Raw genomic sequence first — 17,027 nt, 5'->3', positions numbered from 1 at the left:
GCCGCCACGTTAGCCGCCCCTTTTACCCGATTTTACGCATCTTGTAATGAGTATTCCTTCAGTGAGTGTGCAATTCAGCCGATGTATGGTTTTGTGAGTTCGATCATGTCCCCCTCACCGCATTGTCGTTATCCTTAATCTAACTTGTATGGTAGTAGACTATAAACAACGCGGTAAGGAAAAGTTTTCATGCAAATGACGATGCGCTGGTTTGGACCAGACGAAGATAAAGTCACTCTTGAGCAGATCCGTCAGGTTCCGGGGGTGGAAGGTGTGGTCGGCGCGCTGTACGACGTTCCGGTTGGCGAAGTCTGGCCACGGGAGAAAATTAAGGCGTTAGTCGAGCAGGCCCACGCTAACGGCCTGACGATGGAAGTTATCGAAAGCGTGAATATTCACGACGCGATTAAAATCGGGCTGCCGGAGCGCGATCGCTATATCGCCAACTATCAGCAAACTATCCGTAACCTCGCCGCCTTTGGCGTTAAGGTCATTTGCTACAACTTTATGCCGGTTTTCGACTGGATGAAAACCGACATGAACTACCGGCTGGCGGACGGGTCGCTAACGATGGCTTTTGAAAAAGCCGGCATCGATAAAACGCTGGAACAGGTCGTTACGGAAGTGCTCAGCAACGCCAACGGCTATGCCCTGCCGGGCTGGGAGCCCGAACGTTTAGCGCAGGTACAGACGCTATTCGACAGCTATAAAGCGGTCGATGACGACAAACTGCGAGAAAATCTGCTCTATTTCCTGGAGAAAATTATCCCGGTCTGCGAAGAGGTCGGCGTGAAAATGGCCATTCATCCTGACGATCCGCCGTACTCCATTTTTGGTCTGCCGCGCATTATTAAAAACCGCGACGATCTCGACTGGTTGTGTCGCGCGGTGGATTCACCGGCAAACGGTATTACCTTATGTACCGGCTCTATTGCCGAGGAGCCGCAAAATAACGTTTATCAAATCCTCGCGGAATTCAGCCAGCGCGGGCGCATTCATTTCGCTCATGTCAGAAATATTAAAATCATAAAAGACAAAGATTTCTACGAATCGGCGCACCCTACCCGCTACGGCTCGCTCGATATGTACCGGGTGATGCAGGCGCTGCACGACAACGGCTTCGACGGCTATATTCGTCCCGATCATGGCCGTTTTATCTGGGGAGAAACCGGCCGTCCGGGATACGGTTTATACGATCGCGCGCTCGGCGCCACTTACCTACTGGGATTATGGGAAGCGCTGGAAAACCAGCACGCCTGATCCGCTCGTCACCCTGGTGCCGGAGCTCTCCGGCACTGAAAATAATAAAATCTCTGTTGGGAGGATGCCATGTCTCCAGCCCTGGCACTGCTATGGGTGGTGGTCGGTATTGCGCTACTGGTCATCATGAATCTGAAATACAAAGTACACAATATTTTCGCCTTATTAATTGCCGGCCTGTTTGTCGCCATTATGGAAGGTGTGCCCCTCGATAAAATCGTCTCGATGGTTCAGCAAGGACTGGGCGGAATAATGGGACACCTGGCGCTGATCATTATATTCGGCGCTATCATCGGCAAATTTATGACCGAATCCGGCGCCAGCCAGCAGATTGCCGATACGGTAATCAGACGTTGCGGTACCCGTTATCTGGCGGTCGGCTTGATGTTTATCGGCGTCATCTTCGGTATTGCCATGTTTTATGAAGTGGCGTTTTTGATTGCCATGCCGCTGGTTCTCAACATCGCCAGCAAAGCCAATATCCCGTGGATGAAACTGGTTATTCCGACGGTCGTCGGCGCCACCATGGGCCATAGTTTATTTCCGCCACAGCCGGGGCCGGTTGCATTAGTCAGTGCCTTCCAGGCGGATATTGTTCAGGTTTATCTGTACGGCATTATCGTGATAGTCCCGGCGCTGTTCTGTGCGGGGATCCTGTTACCCGCCTGGCTTCCAGGTATCCGCGAGATGAAGCTGAATGCCATGATTAAACCGCAGGAGGAGAAACCTGCCGAGGCGCTGCCGTCGTTTGCGGTCAGCATTGCCATTCCGCTGATCCCCGCGATATTAATGATTGCGTCTTCGCTGATTCAGTCGCTGTTTGGCGCGGCCTCTTCTGCGGCAAAATTCTTCCAGTTCCTCGGTAGCGCGGAAATTAGCATGCTGCTGGCGACCGGCGCCGCAATCTGGCTGCTTGGCTGCCGCCGCGGCATGAACGCCGTTCAGGTTAACCACTGCGTGACGGATTCGGTCGCCAGAATTGCCAACGTCCTGTTCGTCATCAGCGCCGGCGGCATTCTTAAACAGGTTATTATCGATTCTGGCGTCGGCGACCATATCGTCACGATGATGAGCCATGTCCCGCTGTCGCCGTTTATTATCGCCTGGCTGATTACCGCTATTATTCGTATTCTTACCGGCCAGGGCGCCGTGGCGGCAATTACTTCAGCAGGGATTGTTTCGCCAATGGTTACCGCATTTCATCTTAATCCAGCGCTGATGTGCCTGGCGGTGGCCTGTGGTAGCAATACCATTACTTTGATGTATGACGGCGGCTTTTTACTCTTTAAGGAAACGTTTGGCATCTCGATGCGCGATACCTTTAAGACCTGGGGCTTACTGGAGCTAATCAACTCGGTGGTGGGTCTGTTGATGGTGTTATTACTGAGTCTGTTTATTTCCTGAGAAACGCACCGCGGCGGCGATAATACCGCCGCGGTAAGCACTCTAATATTTACTGTTGGCCGGCCGGCGCCTGCTGCGCTGGCGCTTGCTCCGGCGCGATACTCTCTTTTATTTCTTTGGTTTTATTGGCGGCATCGGCGGAAAGCTGGTTGGCTTCAACGATAGCGTTATCTTTAATTTTTCCCGCCTCTTTCATGATCGCATCGCTTTTTTGCTGCGCATCCTGTTTTACCGCATCCGCTTTATTTTTCGCATCCTGGGCAATCGCGTCGGCCTTCTTGTCGGCTTCAGATTTAATACTGCTGGCCTGGTTTTTCAGGCTATCCGCTTCATTATTGGCCTGCGTTTTGATGTCGTCGATCTGCTTATCCGCTTCTTGCTTAATGGCCCGCGCTTTATCGGCGGCCGCATCTTTAATTTGTTCCGCGTTATCTTTGGCCTGATCCAGTTTATTGTCGACTTTCGATGAGTCATCGCAGCCAAACAACGCCAGGCACAATGCAGAGGTAATCAGCGTTTTATTCCACAGTTTCATCAGTATTCCCTTATCGGTCCAGGTGGTAATCCAGTGACGGTCATAGCCTTGCCGTATCGGCACAGTCAATTTATTTATAATCGCTATGCCTGGAGAGTCAAGCTATCGATAATTTTCAGTAATGCTTTGCCGAAAAATGCATAGACCAGCCAACGACGGCGGCTAATTTGCTTAAAAACAAGACAAAAAACCACTATTCCAGCAATCAATACGCCCGGGCGGATAACCTGCTTTCCTTCTGGATGGCTAAAAAGCATCTTATATTCCATTTTGCGCTAAACAGCAGATTTATGTTCTTTAAAATGCCGTTTTTACAGTTCTACCATTCAGCTATCTCGATACGAATGGGTAAATGGTTATGTCACTCTTTCACTCTGTAAGCGACCTGATTGGTCATACCCCGCTGTTACAACTGCATAAACTGGATACCGGCCCGTGCAGCCTGTTCCTGAAACTGGAAAACCAAAATCCCGGCGGTTCGATAAAGGATCGCGTGGCGTTGTCGATGATTAATGAAGCCGAGCGCCAGGGAAAACTGCGCCCCGGCGGCACCATCATTGAAGCCACCGCCGGTAATACCGGGCTGGGGCTGGCGCTGATTGCCGCGCAGAAAGGCTACAAACTGATCCTGGTGGTGCCGGACAAAATGAGCCGCGAGAAAATTTTCCATCTGCGTGCGCTCGGCGCCACCGTGCAGTTAACCCGCTCGGACGTCAACAAAGGTCATCCAGCCTATTATCAGGACTACGCCCGCCGTCTGGCGGAGGAAACGCCGGGCGCGTTTTATATTGACCAGTTCAACAATGAAGCCAACCCGTTAGCTCATGCCACCACTACCGCGCCGGAGCTGTTTGAGCAGCTTGATGGCGATATTGACGCCGTGGTGGTCGGTGTCGGCTCAGGCGGTACCCTGGGCGGTTTGCAGGCGTGGTTTGCGCAACATTCGCCGAAAACCGAATTTATTCTTGCCGATCCAGCCGGTTCAATTCTGGCGGACCAGGTAGAGACCGGGCAATACGGTGAAACCGGCTCCTGGCTGGTGGAGGGGATCGGCGAAGATTTTATTCCCCCGCTCGCCCATCTGGAGAAAGTACGCAAAGCGTGGCGTGTGACCGATCGTGAAGCGTTCGCCACCGCCCGGCAGCTGCTGCAAGTGGAAGGCATCCTCGCCGGATCGTCAACGGGCACCCTGCTGACAGCAGCCCTGCGCTACTGCCAGGCGCAGTCCACCGCTAAACGGGTGGTGACCTTTGCCTGCGATAGCGGCAACAAATACCTGTCGAAAATGTTCAACGACGACTGGATGCGCCAGCAAGGTCTGCTAAGCCGCCCGACGCGCGGCGATCTTAGCGATTTTATCGCCCTGCGTCATGACGAAGGCGCAACCGTCACCGCCGCGCCCGACGATACGCTGGCTGCCGTCCTTGCGCGTATGCGCCTGTACGATTTCTCACAATTGCCGGTGCTTGAAAACGGCCACGTGGTTGGCATCGTCGATGAATGGGATCTGATAAGCCACGTCCAGGGCGACAGCCAGCGTTTCGCGCTGCCGGTCAGAGAGGCGATGACCCGCCATGTCGAAACCCTGGATAAGCACGCCCCGGAAAGCGCGCTTAAAGATATCTTCGACCGTGGACATGTCGTGGTTGTCACCGATAACGATCGGTTTATCGGCCTGATCACCCGTAGCGACGTCCTGACCACCTGGCGTAACCGACTGGAACAATAAGGAACGAACATGAAAAACTTACAGACGCTCAGCGTCCATAGCGGCATTTTTAACGACCAGCATGGCGCGGTGATGCCACCAATTTACGCCACCTCCACCTTTGCCCAGCCCGCGCCGGGCCAGCATACCGGCTATGAATATTCACGTAGTGGTAATCCAACTCGCCACGCGCTGGAAACGGCCATCGCGGAGCTGGAAAGCGGTAGCCGGGGGTTTGCTTTCGCTTCAGGCCTCGCGGCCATTTCCACGGTACTGGAACTGCTGGATAAGGACAGCCACCTGGTAGCGGTAGATGATGTTTATGGCGGCACATACCGGCTGATTGAAAATGTTCGCCGCCGTAGCGCCGGTCTGCAGGTGACCTGGGTCAAACCTGACGATCTGGCAGGCATCGAAGCCGCGATCCGCCCTGATACGCGGATGATTTGGGTGGAAACGCCGACCAATCCGTTACTCAAGCTGGCGGATCTTGCGGCCATTGCCGCGATTGCCCGTCGACATAACATTATCAGCGTCACCGATAATACCTTTGCCTCACCGATCATCCATCGCCCTATCGAACTGGGCTTTGATATCGTGGTGCATTCAGCGACCAAATATCTCAACGGTCATTCGGATGTCGTCGCCGGGTTGGCGGTGGTTGGCGACAACCCCGCGCTGGCGGAGAAGCTGGGCTATCTGCAAAACGCCGTCGGCGGCGTACTTGACCCATTCAGCAGCTTCCTGACCCTGCGCGGCATTCGCACTCTGGCTTTGCGGGTAGAACGTCATAGCAGCAACGCTCTGCTGCTGGCGGAATGGCTGGAGCAACAGCCGCAGGTCGAGAAAGTCTGGTTCCCCTGGCTCGCCAGCCATCCTCATCACACTCTGGCCCGCCGACAGATGGCTCTGCCAGGCGGAATGATTTCCATTGTGGTCAAGGGAGATAATGACTACGCCGGGCGCATCATCAAGAAGCTACGGTTATTTACCCTGGCGGAAAGCCTGGGGGGCGTGGAAAGCCTGGTGAGCCAGCCTTTTAGCATGACGCACGCCTCCATTCCGCTGGAACAGCGGCTGGCGAATGGCATTACGCCGCAGTTGATCCGACTCTCGGTAGGTATTGAAGATCCGCAGGACCTGATCGCTGACTGGCGAAACGCGTTACGTGAGTAAACGCTAACCCCGCACGCCACGTGGGGTTTTATTACCCTCAGCAGAAACATACCGCTTTGGCGTTTTCCGTCGGATGATAGGGATCGCTTCGGTGATCGTCGCTATCATCCCGTTTACGCGGGATCTCGCCGTGTTTACCCGGCTCTTCGCGCGCCGGGTGTTTACCGCGTTTGTCGAGTTCATGGTGATGCGCTCTGCTCATACTCGGGTTCTCCGGTTAATTGGGCGCTTGTTTACGCAGCTTATCAACCCGCACCAGCGGCGGCGTCATTTTGCTATCCAGGCTTCCGTTAATACTCACCAGTTTGTCCGGCTTGATTTCCTGGCCATCGAAAACGGCTGCCGGAATTATGGCCGCAATGGTTCCGGTCTTATCACGGAACAGATAGCGGTCGTCGCCTTCATGCTTAATCACATTGCCGCGCAGGGAGATAGTCGCGCCGTCGTGCATGGTTTTCGCCTGCTCAATGGTCATGATCCGGCCATCCTCCATACCGCGATAGCCGTCATCCAGCTGGTGCGGCGGCGGCGGTGCGGCATCGTTTTTAAAACCGCCCTTTTCTTCAGCCCAGACGCCAGCGGTGAGTAACAAACAGAGTGTTGCGATTAGCTTTTTCCTCATTATTTCACCTTTCATGTCAGCATGACTGTTATTAAAGTCTGGCCGTGGATAGCGATTTTAACAACGTCAATAATTCTGATATCAGCTAAAATAACAACGTCGCTATCGTAGCGTTAAATATAAACATCATGCTGGAGCCGAAAGATGGACAATAATCAACAGGATCCGCCAGAGATAAACGAGAATCTACAGGCGTTACGCTTCGAGTATAACTTCCGGCGCTATGGGGTGGTTTTTCTCGCCATTATTATCATTGCTGCATTATGCGGTTTATTTTCATCTGGCTTCCTGAGCTCCGCCCATCATGAGAATTCAGCTTCATCATTAACGGTAGACTATGACCGTTTTGCCAGGCTAATGAGCGAAACCGAAGTCAATGTTCAGGTAAAAAACAGTGGCCTCGCTCATACCTCAGTGGATTTTTCACCCACGTTATTAAGCCATTACCAAATTGGTGATATTCGACCGCAGCCCGATAAAATGTACAGCGCTAACGGTCATCTGATACTGGTTTACAATGAAAATAGCAGTGGCGCGCCGCATTCGCTGTGGTTATCTATCACGCCAAAAACATTTGGCAACCTTTCCACGACACTGCAGGCGAATCAGCAACCTGCCGTCACCTTTAGCCAATTTGTCTTCCCTTAGGAGTCACAACGATGGAAATGGTGCTCAGAGCCGTCGCAATCTATCTTATCTTATTGATTATTTTTAAAGTTGCTGGTAGAAGAACGCTTATGCAACTCACCAGTTTTGATCTGATTTTACTGTTGATTATCAGTGAGGCCACCCAGCAGGCCATGCTCAGTACCGACTATTCTGTTACCGGTTCAATGCTGACTATCGTCACGCTGGTCAGCGTGGATATTTTTTTTGGCTATATAAAGAAGCGCTTTTCACAGGCTGAGAATTACCTTGATGGTTCGCCGACGATCGTCGTAGAAAATGGTGTTGTCGCTGACGATAAAATGAAAATGGTCAATATCTCTGTGGATGACATATTGCTCGCCGCGCGACAGCACCATGGTATATATCAACTTGAGAAGATTAAATTTGCGATCCTCGAACGTAACGGCCAGATTTCAATCATTCCGACCGAAGCGTAGAGACGTTACTTATCGCGTTCCGGTTGTTTATCGCCTGACTCAGGTGCCCGTGTCGGGTCGTCCTCTTCTTTTTCAGTAACATAATTAATATACATACCACCTCCAACTTTGCGGCATTGAATGATAAATTGTAGCGTTGTCATGAAATTTGGCCATTGCCATAATAAATAATGTCGTTTGTTAGCCATAATAAGTACTCTCGGATATTTCCGACCATCAACCAGCAATGAATCAATAATACTCAAGTACTCATGACCAATACACCATGGCGAAATGCCATGTTCAGATCAATTGAGGCGACTATGGCGGTAAGAGGTATGCTGGATAACCAACTCAATGATAACGCGTATCCCCAGTTCCCGCGCCTCATCAATCAGTTGAATAACGTCACTGATTTGCCCAAAACGCGGATCGGGCTGCAGATGATCCTGCACGTCGTAACCGTCATCAAGAAATGGCGTCAGATAAAAGGGGGTTAACCACAATACCGTCACCCCAAAGCTACGTAAGTAATAGAGTTTTTGCCTTATCCCGGCCAGATCGCCACAGCCATCACCATTGGCATCATAAAACAGCGAGGTATCAACCTGATAAATTACAGCGTTTTGAAACCACGGTTGGCGAGGCATTATTCCCCCTCGTATCAGCAGAACATCACGAGCGCCCGAAGCATACCCGAGGTATAAGCTCTTATTTTCTCTGCGCGGGCTTCGAGCGTCTGGCCAGTTTATCTACCAGAATTTGCTGCCTCGGGGTTAACGACGGGCACTGACAGTGCGCGTCAAAATTTATCTCTAACGTAATTTGCCGCCCTGCTGCCGTTAGCGGCGGCGCGCTATCGTTAATACGCGACAAGATAGCAAGGAGACGAATCATTTACAGACCTTTTACCGCTAACGCTTGGCATCAAAACCCGGCGTTTCGGAGCGAATAATATATTGCTCGGTAATATCCGGAATATGTTGCAGCAACCATTCGGCCATGCCTCTCTCTTCCGCCAGAATACTTTCTAAATCCGCAATCGAATCATGATCGTTGACCTTTTGCGCGGCGGTTAATAAGGAGGTATAACAGGCGACCTCAAACTGCTCGAAAACGTAACCGCTGATCACCCCTTTCACCACTTCATCTTGTGGAAACATTCCTCCAATAGATTGTCCCATTGCGGCGATTTTACTCATTGAGTCTTTAAGAACCGAGCGGGAAATATTATTGCGCGCAATAATATCATCCAGCACGGTAATTTGCCGACGGGTTTCAAAAAGATGCTGCTCAAGGCGGGTGCATAATTCCGGGTAGCTGTCGATGCGTTTGACCATCGATTCAAGCATCGATTCGGCCTGCTTTTCCATAGCGTGCGCGTCACGCAACCAATCGTGATAATTTTCAATATCAGTCATAACAACCTCTTTATAACAAGATAATTACTCTTCAGCCTTATCTTCATTTTCTTCTGCGGCCTGGTCGGCTCGCGCTGCGCTATACCCGGATAAGTGGCCGACAATATTTGCATAAATACTAATAATGATGACCCACAGGACACTGTCTTTCCACCATATTACCGACGGTATAGCCAGTACAAACCACATTATCGCCGCGACGAGATGACACCTTTTTATTACAACCGGACTAAGACTCATTTTTTTGCCTGATGCCTTAGATAGGATTAAGCGGACTGTTGGGCATCCTGATTGACGTGTCCAACGGCGATGTCCGTTAATTTCATATCAGCGTCTTTTTCTTCTTCCAGCGTTTCCGCCAGCAGTTTCACCGCGGCTTTATAGCCGAGCTGCTCTGCCAGCGTACACAGCGTACCGTAGGCCGCAATTTCATAGTGTTCAACTTTCTGCGCGGCGGCTATCAGCGCAGCATCGCGGATCTCGTTCTTTTCCGTCGCTTCGATCACTTCGTTGGCCTCTTCGATAAGCCCTTCCATCGCCACACACTTCATCCGTTTCAGGCGAATTTGATCATTCTGTTGCAGAAGTTTATCGATACGTTCTATATGACCCTGCGTTTCCTCGAGGTGAGCGCTGAATGCCGTTTGTAGCTCTTCACATGCGCTGGCGCGGGATAGCTTAGCCAGCGCGCGGGTTAACTGTTTTTCCGCGCTGTAGGTATCCGATAATAAATGGATAAAAATATCTTCAATGGTTTGTATTTTCATAAGTCACACCTTTTAAAAAACTGCGGGCCGGATGACCCGCAGGGTATTTTTAACAGCAGCTACCAGATCAAATTACTTATATTCACAAGCTAGCTATCACCGGATTTACGGCCGCCGCCATGGCTGTTTTTACCGCCTTTTTTACCGGCTTCGGATGCACGTTCCGGGTCATTTTTAAAATTCCCGCCGCTGTGCTGTCCGCCTTTACGTCCGGCTTCAGATGCTTTTTCCCGGTCTTCTGCAAAATTACCTGAACCACCTCTGTGTTCTGCCATAACGTTTACCTTTTAGCTTGGTTAGTAAAAGATGATTTAACGATCTAAATCATCGCCGTCGAGAGTTAAGTCTGGAGCAATAAGTGAAATATGCAACTCAAATAAAATATATTAACAGTCGTTACATAATTAATACAAAAATAAATAACGGAACGACAAAAATAACCAATATCTCGCTAAGATCATATTAATCAGATGAAATAAACGTGACGGCAAAGCCAGAATTTTTAGTGCCTAACGAATGAGCAAAAAGAACTGTAAATAAGATTAAATATTCTATTTTTAAATATTTCATTGAATAATCCGAAAAATAATAAAATGAATAATCACATATAAATCGCCTTATATCAGTATGTTGGCTAAAGAAAATCTGGAATATACCCATTGGGCAAAGATTTACATTTATCGCAACAACCGCATACCTTCTATCATTACTCTTTTCTGTGAAGGAGATTGCTATGGATAATGACAAACTGCGTACCAACCATTGGCCACAACCCCCTTTCCCCGATCAACCGCAAACGCCTCCCGGCCTGGCCGCCGAAATGGAACCCACACCGGATCATGGTGAAGTCAGCTACAGCGGGTCAGGACGGCTACAGGGTAAGAAAGCGCTGATTACCGGCGGAGACTCCGGTATTGGTCGCGCCGTGGCCATCGCCTTTGCCCGCGAAGGCGCGGATGTTGCCATTAACTATCTTCCGGAAGAACAGAGCGATGCGGACGCCGTCATCGCGCTTATTAAAGCGGAAGGCCGTACAGCGGTGGCGATACCGGGCGATATTCGCGTGGAATCCTTCTGTGAAACGCTGGTGGAAAAAGCGGTAAGCGGTCTTGGCGGTTTGGATATTGTTGTGAATAATGCAGGACGTCAGCAATACTGTGAAAAAATTGAGCAACTCACCACCGCCGATTTCGATGCTACCTTCAAAACCAACGTCTATGCGCCGTTCTGGATAACCAAAGCCGCGCTGCCGCACCTCAAAGCCCAAAGCGTGATTATCAACACATCTTCAGTACAGGCTTTTAAACCGAGCCCTATTTTGCTGGATTATGCCCAGACCAAGGCCTGCCTGGTGGCATTCACCAAATCGCTGGCCAAGCAGTTAGGGCCGCGTGGGATCCGGGTCAATGCGGTCGCTCCCGGCCCGTACTGGACGGTGCTGCAGTCAAGCGGCGGACAGCCGGCGGAAAAAGTGCAAAACTTTGGCGGCGATACGCCACTTGGGCGGCCAGGGCAACCCGTTGAGATCGCCCCGCTGTATGTGACTCTCGCCTCTGATGCCTGCTCGTATGCCTCCGGTCAGGTCTGGTGTTCAGACGGCGGTGACGGCGTACTTTAATAATGGAATGCCGGCAGCACCAGTTCGCCAATCTCCTGCATCGTCTCGGCCAGCGGGCGCTGGTTGCGACGAAAATGCAGGCCGATATGGTTCACGCCGGCATCGCGCATCGCATTTAATTCCTGAATGAGACCATGGCGGCCGCTGCTGATGCCGAAACGATGGCGTTGAATCGGCGCATTGGCGTCATCTTGCAGATCCAGATGGATAAAGCTGATATAGGGTTTCTCGCCCGCTACCCGGCGCCACAGCCTGACGCGGCTAACGTGCTCGTCAGGCTGGCCAGGATAGGCAAGCCAGCCATCCATATTACTACCTACCCATTGCGCCGTTTGTTGCGCCAAACCAGCAACCAGCAGCGGCGGGGTCGGTTTGGCTGGCAGCAACTCCAGGCCCGGCGCCAGCTGACGATCGGTCTCGCCCTTCAGCACGCTCACGCCGTGACGGAAACGCTCACCGCGGCTGGCGTAGTCCTCGCCAAATAGCGGGTATTCGACCGGCCTGTCGCCGCTGGCGATGCCCAATAGCAGCCGGTCGCCGCTGAGCGCCTGCACCGTGGCGGCGGCTTTACGTACCAGCCATGGCTGACGTAGCGGCAGCACAACCGCCGCCGTGCCCAGCAAAATATTTTGCGTCAGGCTCGATAAATAGCCGAGGTAGGTAAAGGCTTCAAAGACGTTAGCCGCATCGCCAAACTGCGGATCATACAGCGGAACATCGCGGATCCAGGCGGCGCGAAACCCGAGCGTATCCGCCAGTTTAATGCGCTGCGCGTGCTCGCTCATATCCGGCACGCCAAACGGTCGCCCGTCGCGCTGCCGTTTTAGCTGTCCGCTTGTCGACCAGTCATTGTCCAGCGGCAGTTCCACGCCAATCGTTAGCGGCTGCTGGGTTAATTTTTCGATGCTCATGAGTCACTCCGTCAACCGCCGGGCGGTATCACGTTGAAAATATGAGCAAAGTGTTTCATGGAATGCTATTGCAATAAACAGCACTAATCGCAATAGATAATTGCTATTTATGGAATTATCTTTAGTTCTGATTTTGTTTTAATGGACCGCTCACCAACACCAGAGGAAGAAACAATGATAAAAACCGACGCCTGGCTGTGGAAAAAGCACGCATCCCCGCTTCTGCTTGAACGCCATGAGAAAACGTTAGTCACGCCCGCAGACGATCAGGTGCTGATCGAGAACCGCGCTATTGGCCTTAATCCGGTCGACTGGAAGCTGATGGCTGGTCTCTCCGACGCCTGGCAGGAGGATCAGATCCCCGGCGTCGACGGCATGGGGGTGATTACCGCCGTTGGCCACAACGCCCACCACCTTCGCCCCGGCACGCGTGTGATGTATCACACCGACCTGCGTTTTGACGGTAGCTTTGCCCGCCATACGTTAGTCAGCGCCCAGGCGGTGATTGCGGTTCCCGACCACATCAGCGACCTCACCGCTGCGGCGCTGCCGTGCCCTGGTCTGACGGCGTGGCAGGCAGCGCAGAAAATCCCCCATCCGGCTGGCGAGAATGTACTGGTCAGCGGCGCGGGCGGCGCTGCCGGCAGTCTGCTAAGTCAATTACTGATTGAGAGCGGCGCTAACGTCTACGTTACTGCCAGCGCCACGCATCACGCGAAACTGCTGGCTCGCGGGGTGATTCAGGCCTTTGATTATCACCATACCTCCTGGCCTCAGGAGCTAAAACGCGCGCTGGCGGGTAAATCGCTGTATGCCGCTTTCGATACCGTAAATCAGCAAAATGCTCTTTCGCTTGCTGGGTTGCTCGGCTACTACGGCCATCTGGTCTGTATACAGGACCGGCTCGAGCACGCGCCGCTACCGGCATTTACTACCAGTATCTCATTGCATGAAGTCGCACTGGCGGCAATCCATCCTTACGGTACCCAGAGACAGTGGAGTCGATTACGTCAGGCCGGGGAAAGCATGCTGCAGCAAATTGGCCGCGGCGAACTGATGATGCCGCCGATAGAAAGCGTCAGTTTCGATGAGATCCCACAAGCGCTGGAAAGGCTAAAACAGAACAATAACGGTATTAAGTACGTAGCGGTGCTGTAATATTCATCAGCACGATGAATAACCTCAATCCCAAAAACCGGGTAATCAATGCCACATCCAACGGACCTCTTTCCGCTGGATGAGGCATCCATCGCTTAGCTTCCGTAGGTCGGTGTGGTGCTGAATGGTTACAAGAGCCTGGGATTCAGCAGAGTATTACCGAAAATATAACAGCTAGATTGCTACCTAATAGTTACCACTGTCGATTAAAAATTCAGATTGAAAGAATCAAAAAAAGGAGTAACGTTAAAAAAACATTAACAAAGAGGTGCAAAATGTTACGCGATTATTTAAAACTGGATTCTGAAGACCAATTAGTTGAACAACAAAGCGGTCATCAACCTAGCCAGCAGTATACCGAAGTGACTGAGTGGGTGATCCTCAATAAAGAGGGTAAGAAAAAAGGCCGCGTCTCCCTGTTTGATAAATTTAATACTCGTCGCTCGTGGAATGTCAATTTTCGCATTACCCAGTTTGATAACAGCGGTAAAGTTATCGTTGACCAACTGACAGACGCTATTTAACAGAATAATTAATAACATAGCGCCCAATCTGTGATGGAAGCCACCTGACAAAACGCTGAGGCCAGCAACCGCATTCATGCGGGAAAGCATAAATAGTTTTCAACTCATCAATTACCCGCTCGTTTTATAAAAATAAAATGAGTACTCGCTGCGCCTGAAGAAAAATAAACGCGCCAGTCGGCGCGTTTAATAATTAATTGTTACTGACCGGCGGCGTCACCCTGACGCCAATAAAGACAATCAGCATGGCGCTTAATAATAACAGCCCGCTGCCGGTAAATACGCCGCTAGCGCCGCTGATATCAAATATTGCGCCACCGCCGGCAGCCCCGGCGCTAATGGCCAACTGGATCGCAGCGACTAATAATCCCCCTGCGCTTTCCGCTTCATCCGGTACCGTGGTGGCAAGCCAGGTTGACCAGGCCACCGGCACCAGACCGAATGCAAATCCCCACAGAGCGACCAACAGACCATCCAGTAGCGCAATATGACCATACAGCACCATCATCAGCGCCAGCACGCTCATCGCCAGTGGAACCAGCGCCAGCGTCATCCGCAAACTGCGCGCCAGCAGATGCCCGGCAAGCGAGGTGCCAATAAAGTTGGCCACGCCGAACCCCAGCAATATCAACGATACCCCTTCTACGCTTGCCAGCGCCACGGTTTCGAGAAATGGCCGCAGATAGGTAAAGAAAGCGAAGTGGCCGCCAAAAATCAAAATCGAAGCCAGCAGGCCGCCAACCATCCCTGGCCGGCGCAGCACTTTAAACAACGTACTGAAACTGCCTGCGCTCTCCGGACGCATCGACGGCAGTACCCATAGCTGCCACAGTAGCGCGACCAGGCTCGGTACGGCGCAGATGATAAAGACGTTACGCCAGCCAATGAGCGCGCCCAGGTAGCTACCCAGCGGCGCCGCCACTACGGTGGCAATCGACACCGCCGAGAAGATAATCGCCAGCGCTTTCGGCACCATCGCCGCCGGTACCAGCCGCATCGCCGTCGCCGTCGACATCGCCCAGAAGCCGCCGATAGCGATGCCAAGCAGCAGGCGTCCCAGCAGCAGGAACTCCAGTGAACCGGCAAAGGCCACAATCAGACTGGAGATGATTTGCAATACGGAAAAGAACATCAGCACCCAACGCCGGTCGATATTGCGGGTTGCAGAGGTAATCAACAACCCCGTCACCAGAGCGATTAACGCCGTGGCGGTCACCGCCTGTCCGGCCATCCCCTCACTCACGCCAAGGCTGCTGGCCATTGGCGTCAGTAAACTGGCTGGTAGAAATTCAGCGACGATCAGGCCGAAGACCCCCAGCGCCAGCGCATACACGGCGCGCCACGCCGGACGGGCGTTAACTGCGCTCTCTTCAGCGACAATGCAAGAACTCATATACATCTCTCCAGAATCATTAACATTCGCCAAGCTTAGTGGCTTCCGTTAAGACGATATATGATACATACTCTGCAATTATTGATTATTCGTCCGGAAAAAAAGATGAGCCTGCAAACGTTAGATCTGACCAGCGAGCTGTTACAGGGCATGCGGCTGTCGGGAGTGAAATACCGACGGATTGAAACCTCTCGTCCTTTTGGCGTGGAGTTTAATTCGGTTCCTGGCAAAGCGCAGTTTCATTTCGTCAGCCGCGGCCCGCTGCTGCTACAAATGAGCAACGGCAAACAGTTCTCGCTCGAGAGCGGTGATGCGGTGTTTATTCCCAATAGCGACGCGCATGCTCTGCTCTCAGATAGCAAAGCCGCGCGGGTTAACGTGATGGAACTCGACAGCAAACCGGTCTGCGGGACGGTTTCCTGCGTCAAAAACGCGGGCTGCGTTAATACCGAAGAAAATGCGGTGATCTTCAGCGCCTGTATGGATTTTGAATTAGGCGGAATGCAGCCCCTGGTTCGGGCCATGCCGGAGGTGATGCTGGTCAGTAGCCTGTTAAACGCCCGCCCGGAAATCCAGCCGCTGCTGGCGGCAATGGAGCGTGAATCCCTGACGCGTCAGGTGGGCTATGCCGGCATTCTGGCACGTCTCGCCGACGTCGTCGCGGCGCTGATCGTCCGCGCCTGGGTGGAATGCGGCTGCGGTAACGCCACCGGCTGGGTACAGGTACTGCGCGACCCGAAGCTATCGCGCGCGATATACGCTATGCATCAGCAGCCCGGCGTCAACTGGAAGGTAGAAGACTTAGCCCGCGAATCCGGCCTGTCGCGTTCGGTATTCGCCGAACGTTTTCTCACCGCCACCGGTACCACGCCGGCCCGCTACCTGACGGAATTACGCATGCGCCTGGCGGTACAATACATCAGCCATGAAGGCGAAGCGCTGGAAAAAGTCGCCTTCCGCCTCGGCTACAACTCGCTCGCCGCCTTTAGCCGCGCCTTTAAACGCATTACCGGCAAAGCGCCGGGAGCGCTACGCAATGGGGTCAATGAACAAGCGGTAACCTGATAAGCGTTATTTCTTCTGCCAGTTGGCCCACGGGCCAGCGTCGGCAGAGGCGGTAGATTTGTCGATAAGCCCTTCCAGCGAATCGAGATAAAAGTTTTCCACTTCTTTACGCGCCCACGGCGTGCGGCGCAGAAATTTCAGGCTCGACTTAATGCTCGGATCGCTTTTAAAACAGTTGATTTTGATGTGTCTGGCCAGTTCATCCCAGCCATATCTGGCCACAAGGTCAGTGAGTAACGCTTCGAGCGTCACGCCGTGAAGCGGATCTTTTGACGTGTGCATTGTTTTTCCTGCATGAAAAATTTCGCTCACCATACGGACCGCGGCGGCATCATGCAACATCCCGCCACTTTTTTACATCACATCCACGCGGTTTCCCC

At 52.3% G+C, this 17,027-nt stretch carries 22 protein-coding genes and 1 pseudogene; 10 read left to right on the top strand and 13 right to left on the bottom strand.

The annotated features are described in order from the left end of the window. Nucleotides 1-189: 189 nt before the first annotated feature. Nucleotides 190-1,260 (top strand): mannonate dehydratase, encoded by a 1,071-nt coding sequence (gene uxuA / locus PGR29_RS01235; RefSeq protein WP_316423880.1) that lies wholly within the window; start codon nucleotides 190-192, stop codon nucleotides 1,258-1,260. 69 nt (nucleotides 1,261-1,329) lie between these two features. After that, complete coding sequence (locus tag PGR29_RS01230; protein WP_316423879.1) at nucleotides 1,330-2,664, top strand: gluconate:H+ symporter; 1,335 nt, start codon at nucleotides 1,330-1,332, stop codon at nucleotides 2,662-2,664. Between the two features lie 49 nt (nucleotides 2,665-2,713). On the opposite strand, the gene PGR29_RS01225 is transcribed toward PGR29_RS01230, so the two are convergent. After that, on the bottom strand, nucleotides 2,714-3,199 hold the full coding sequence (locus PGR29_RS01225; RefSeq protein ID WP_045366309.1) for a hypothetical protein: 486 nt from the start codon (nucleotides 3,197-3,199) through the stop codon (nucleotides 2,714-2,716). Between the two features lie 83 nt (nucleotides 3,200-3,282). After that, entirely contained in the window at nucleotides 3,283-3,456 is a 174-nt protein-coding gene (locus tag PGR29_RS01220; protein ID WP_113373404.1) for a hypothetical protein, read from the bottom strand. Between the two features lie 95 nt (nucleotides 3,457-3,551). Between PGR29_RS01220 and PGR29_RS01215 the strand changes: the two genes are divergently transcribed. Both PGR29_RS01215 and PGR29_RS01210 read left to right on the top strand, forming a co-directional pair. Beyond that, the gene (locus PGR29_RS01215; protein WP_213316044.1) at nucleotides 3,552-4,928 is read left to right on the top strand and encodes a pyridoxal-phosphate dependent enzyme; all 1,377 of its coding nucleotides are present in this window, start codon (nucleotides 3,552-3,554) and stop codon (nucleotides 4,926-4,928) included. A 9-nt stretch (nucleotides 4,929-4,937) separates the two neighbouring features. Beyond that, entirely contained in the window at nucleotides 4,938-6,083 is a 1,146-nt protein-coding gene (locus PGR29_RS01210; protein ID WP_316423878.1) for a trans-sulfuration enzyme family protein, read from the top strand. A 37-nt stretch (nucleotides 6,084-6,120) separates the two neighbouring features. Here the strand turns inward: PGR29_RS01210 and PGR29_RS01205 are convergent, their stop codons facing one another. Both PGR29_RS01205 and PGR29_RS01200 read right to left on the bottom strand, forming a co-directional pair. Next, complete coding sequence (locus tag PGR29_RS01205) at nucleotides 6,121-6,285, bottom strand: hypothetical protein (protein ID WP_015705356.1); 165 nt, start codon at nucleotides 6,283-6,285, stop codon at nucleotides 6,121-6,123. A 15-nt stretch (nucleotides 6,286-6,300) separates the two neighbouring features. Beyond that, nucleotides 6,301-6,705, bottom strand: a complete 405-nt coding sequence (locus tag PGR29_RS01200; protein WP_087860740.1) for a YdeI family stress tolerance OB fold protein — start codon at nucleotides 6,703-6,705, stop codon at nucleotides 6,301-6,303. A 144-nt stretch (nucleotides 6,706-6,849) separates the two neighbouring features. On the opposite strand from PGR29_RS01200, the gene PGR29_RS01195 reads away from it, so the two are divergent. Continuing rightward, complete coding sequence (locus PGR29_RS01195; RefSeq protein ID WP_316423877.1) at nucleotides 6,850-7,353, top strand: hypothetical protein; 504 nt, start codon at nucleotides 6,850-6,852, stop codon at nucleotides 7,351-7,353. Between the two features lie 11 nt (nucleotides 7,354-7,364). Further along, nucleotides 7,365-7,811, top strand: coding sequence for a DUF421 domain-containing protein (locus PGR29_RS01190; protein WP_316423876.1), 447 nt, complete (start codon nucleotides 7,365-7,367; stop codon nucleotides 7,809-7,811). A gap of 5 nt (nucleotides 7,812-7,816) precedes the next feature. Here the strand turns inward: PGR29_RS01190 and PGR29_RS01185 are convergent, their stop codons facing one another. The 6 genes and pseudogenes from PGR29_RS01185 to PGR29_RS01160 all read right to left on the bottom strand — a co-directional run bounded on the left by PGR29_RS01185 (nucleotide 7,817) and on the right by PGR29_RS01160 (nucleotide 10,253). Further along, on the bottom strand, nucleotides 7,817-8,056 hold the full coding sequence (locus PGR29_RS01185) for a hypothetical protein (RefSeq protein ID WP_316423875.1): 240 nt from the start codon (nucleotides 8,054-8,056) through the stop codon (nucleotides 7,817-7,819). Nucleotides 8,057-8,113: 57 nt separating this feature from the next. Further along, a pseudogene (locus tag PGR29_RS01180) lies at nucleotides 8,114-8,440 on the bottom strand (alpha-amylase family glycosyl hydrolase); the annotation flags it as partial. Nucleotides 8,441-8,704: 264 nt separating this feature from the next. Next, nucleotides 8,705-9,211, bottom strand: a complete 507-nt coding sequence (locus PGR29_RS01175) for a ferritin-like domain-containing protein (protein ID WP_015366679.1) — start codon at nucleotides 9,209-9,211, stop codon at nucleotides 8,705-8,707. A gap of 24 nt (nucleotides 9,212-9,235) precedes the next feature. Beyond that, a complete protein-coding gene (locus PGR29_RS01170; protein ID WP_032705768.1) occupies nucleotides 9,236-9,451 on the bottom strand; it encodes a hypothetical protein in 216 nt (71 codons plus the stop codon). A 26-nt stretch (nucleotides 9,452-9,477) separates the two neighbouring features. Beyond that, entirely contained in the window at nucleotides 9,478-9,978 is a 501-nt protein-coding gene (locus tag PGR29_RS01165) for a ferritin-like domain-containing protein (RefSeq protein WP_316423874.1), read from the bottom strand. 89 nt (nucleotides 9,979-10,067) lie between these two features. Then, nucleotides 10,068-10,253 (bottom strand): general stress protein, encoded by a 186-nt coding sequence (locus tag PGR29_RS01160; RefSeq protein WP_004143718.1) that lies wholly within the window; start codon nucleotides 10,251-10,253, stop codon nucleotides 10,068-10,070. A gap of 458 nt (nucleotides 10,254-10,711) precedes the next feature. Here PGR29_RS01160 and PGR29_RS01155 point away from each other — a divergent pair, with 458 nt between their 5' ends. Beyond that, nucleotides 10,712-11,596, top strand: coding sequence for an SDR family oxidoreductase (locus PGR29_RS01155; protein ID WP_015366683.1), 885 nt, complete (start codon nucleotides 10,712-10,714; stop codon nucleotides 11,594-11,596). On the opposite strand, the gene PGR29_RS01150 is transcribed toward PGR29_RS01155, so the two are convergent. Continuing rightward, entirely contained in the window at nucleotides 11,593-12,507 is a 915-nt protein-coding gene (locus tag PGR29_RS01150) for a TIGR03571 family LLM class oxidoreductase (RefSeq protein ID WP_063443474.1), read from the bottom strand. The two genes, PGR29_RS01155 and PGR29_RS01150, sit on opposite strands and share 4 nt — an antisense overlap. A 174-nt stretch (nucleotides 12,508-12,681) precedes the next feature. On the opposite strand from PGR29_RS01150, the gene PGR29_RS01145 reads away from it, so the two are divergent. Then, nucleotides 12,682-13,665, top strand: a complete 984-nt coding sequence (locus PGR29_RS01145; protein ID WP_316423873.1) for a zinc-binding dehydrogenase — start codon at nucleotides 12,682-12,684, stop codon at nucleotides 13,663-13,665. A gap of 275 nt (nucleotides 13,666-13,940) precedes the next feature. Continuing rightward, a complete protein-coding gene (locus tag PGR29_RS01140) occupies nucleotides 13,941-14,189 on the top strand; it encodes a hypothetical protein (RefSeq protein WP_015366686.1) in 249 nt (82 codons plus the stop codon). Nucleotides 14,190-14,382: 193 nt separating this feature from the next. Here the strand turns inward: PGR29_RS01140 and PGR29_RS01135 are convergent, their stop codons facing one another. After that, nucleotides 14,383-15,582: an MFS transporter gene (locus tag PGR29_RS01135; protein ID WP_047079209.1), complete on the bottom strand. Its 1,200-nt coding sequence runs from the start codon at nucleotides 15,580-15,582 to the stop codon at nucleotides 14,383-14,385. A 105-nt stretch (nucleotides 15,583-15,687) separates the two neighbouring features. Here PGR29_RS01135 and PGR29_RS01130 point away from each other — a divergent pair, with 105 nt between their 5' ends. Next, nucleotides 15,688-16,647, top strand: coding sequence for an AraC family transcriptional regulator (locus PGR29_RS01130; RefSeq protein ID WP_047048213.1), 960 nt, complete (start codon nucleotides 15,688-15,690; stop codon nucleotides 16,645-16,647). Between the two features lie 6 nt (nucleotides 16,648-16,653). Here PGR29_RS01130 and PGR29_RS01125 read toward each other — a convergent pair whose 3' ends face one another. Beyond that, on the bottom strand, nucleotides 16,654-16,929 hold the full coding sequence (locus tag PGR29_RS01125; RefSeq protein WP_047048980.1) for a VF530 family DNA-binding protein: 276 nt from the start codon (nucleotides 16,927-16,929) through the stop codon (nucleotides 16,654-16,656). Between the last annotated feature and the right edge of the window lie 98 nt (nucleotides 16,930-17,027).

It is taken from the genome of Klebsiella sp. 141203, assembly GCF_032601985.1.
Lineage (GTDB): Bacteria > Pseudomonadota > Gammaproteobacteria > Enterobacterales > Enterobacteriaceae > Klebsiella > Klebsiella aerogenes.
This window is presented reverse-complemented; position numbering and strand designations above follow the sequence as displayed.